Origin of the sequence: Candidatus Thiothrix phosphatis (assembly GCF_035668035.1) — a bacterium.
Lineage (GTDB): Bacteria > Pseudomonadota > Gammaproteobacteria > Thiotrichales > Thiotrichaceae > Thiothrix > Thiothrix phosphatis.
Genome location: NZ_JAYMYJ010000109.1, coordinates 1 through 2017, shown reverse-complemented (window position 1 = coordinate 2017; position 2017 = coordinate 1). Strand labels below are relative to the sequence as shown.

At 55.4% G+C, this 2017-nt stretch carries 3 protein-coding genes; all 3 read left to right on the top strand.

What is annotated here, in order from left to right:
* Window positions 1-218, top strand: a 218-nt coding sequence (locus VSS37_RS11220; RefSeq protein ID WP_324695256.1) for a hypothetical protein, incomplete at its 5' end; no start/stop codon positions are given.
* A 179-nt stretch (window positions 219-397) separates the two neighbouring features.
* Complete coding sequence (nhaD, locus tag VSS37_RS11215) at window positions 398-1666, top strand: sodium:proton antiporter NhaD (protein WP_138678244.1); 1269 nt, start codon at window positions 398-400, stop codon at window positions 1664-1666.
* Window positions 1667-1768: 102 nt separating this feature from the next.
* Window positions 1769-1975 carry an HlyC/CorC family transporter associated domain-containing protein gene (locus VSS37_RS21865; protein ID WP_138678245.1) on the top strand — a complete coding sequence of 69 codons (207 nt, stop codon included), beginning with the start codon at window positions 1769-1771 and terminating at the stop codon, window positions 1973-1975.
* Window positions 1976-2017: the final 42 nt, after the last annotated feature.

Sequence of the window (2017 nt, the reverse complement as noted above, 5' to 3'; positions counted from 1 at the left end):
CCGACTATGACGAAGCCGGCAAAGTCATGCCTCCGAATTTGAAGGTGGCTGCGTATATCCGCCGCGGCCGCCCCGGTCAAAGCGGACAATTCATTTGCTACAAAACCGGACAGTTCTATTTGTTGCCAACACTAGATTGGTCAGGCGTACGGAATGCCCCCTGTTCAGGTTGGGCAGTGGAAGAAGGTGATCCAGGAGCAAGCGAAGACGCTGTTTGAAGGCAAGCGGGGTCCGAATCCGAGGGCTTCTCTCAAGAGCCGTTCAAGAGGCACGGCTTTATCCCCGCCGCCTGAGCCTCCTTTCCCTTCGAGGTACGCTTCATGGCATCCATTGCCAGAGTTTTTTTGCTCTGAGCACAGAGTTCTTTCACAGTAAGATTAACCAGAGGATCGTTGAAATGCTGACTTCGCTCGTCATCGTATTTGTCATTGCCTATGCCGCCATCGCACTGGAGCACCCGATCAAGATCAACAAATCAGCCTCTGCGCTGTTAGGCGCCGGGCTGCTCTGGACGATCTATGCGCTGGCTGGAGGCGATTCCCACAAGGTCGGGGAAGAACTGGGCGAATCCGTCATGGCAACAGCCCAGATCGTGTTCTTCCTGATGGGTGCCATGACCATTGTGGAGGTCGTCGATGCTCACAACGGCTTTGAAGTCATCACTAAGCGTATTCGTACAACCAAGCTGGCGTCGCTGATGTGGCTGGTCGGTTTTGTGACGTTCTTCCTCAGTTCGGTGCTGGACAACCTGACCACTACCATCGTCATGATTTCCCTCATGCGGAAGCTACTCACCAAGCATGAAGACCGTCTGTTCTTTGCAGGCATCATCGTCATTGCAGCCAATGCGGGTGGTGCATGGTCTCCGATTGGCGACGTGACCACCACCATGCTCTGGATCGGCGGCCAGATCACGACACTGTCCATCATGAAGTCGGTCTTCATCCCCGCCACGTTAAGCATGGTGGTTCCGCTGGCAGTGACGGCTTATATCCTGCGCGGAAGGCCCGTTGAGTCGCCGCAAATACGTGCGAGTGATCATGGCCTGCATACCACCGACTTTGAACGTAATCTGATGTTCTTCATGGGCATTGGCATTCTGGTAGCCGTTCCTGCATTCAAGACCATCACCCATCTGCCACCTTTCATGGGCATCCTGTTCGGTCTGGGCATCCTCTGGCTGGTCGGCGATCTGGTCCATCGCAAGAAAGAGGACGAAAGCAAGCAGCACCTGACGCTGGTACATGCTCTCAGCCGCATCGACATGAGCTCCATCGTGTTCTTCATCGGCATCCTGCTTGCCGTCGCCACCTTGGAACATACTCATATCCTGACTTCACTAGCGCAATGGCTGGATCAGACAGTGGGACGGCAGGATGTAATCGTCCTGATCATCGGTATCGTCAGCGCAGTGGTCGATAACGTCCCGCTAGTCGCAGCATCGATGGGAATGTATAGTCTAGAGCAATACCCGACTGACCACTTCATCTGGAAATTCCTTGCCTACTGCGCCGGGACAGGTGGTTCGATTCTCATCATTGGTTCGGCAGCGGGCGTTGCTGCCATGGGCTTGGAGAAAATTCACTTTTTCTGGTACGTGAAGAAGATCAGTTGGCTAGCCCTGATCGGTTATTTCGCTGGAGCGGGTGCCTACTTGCTCCAATGACGGATCAAACCCAGCGTCACGCGATCGACCGGATCAACGCGCAGATGGACCGCTTTACTCTGGCCTTCGGCGATGCCGGCGATCTGGTTTCAATGCTGATGGATTGACAACACCGACCTGATCAGCGGCAAGGCACCGATCTCCGAGCTGAACGATTCGCTGAAGCTCAATCTGCCGATCGGTGAGGCGCACACCCTGGCCGGTTTCCTGATCAACCGCCTGCGATATATCCCGGCGGTCGGCGATACGGTGCAGGAACAGGGTCACCGCTACACGGTGACCAGGGCCGATGCGCGAACGGTGACCTAGCAGCCTGTCGGACTTTACCCTTGCCGCCCGCTGAATATGCTA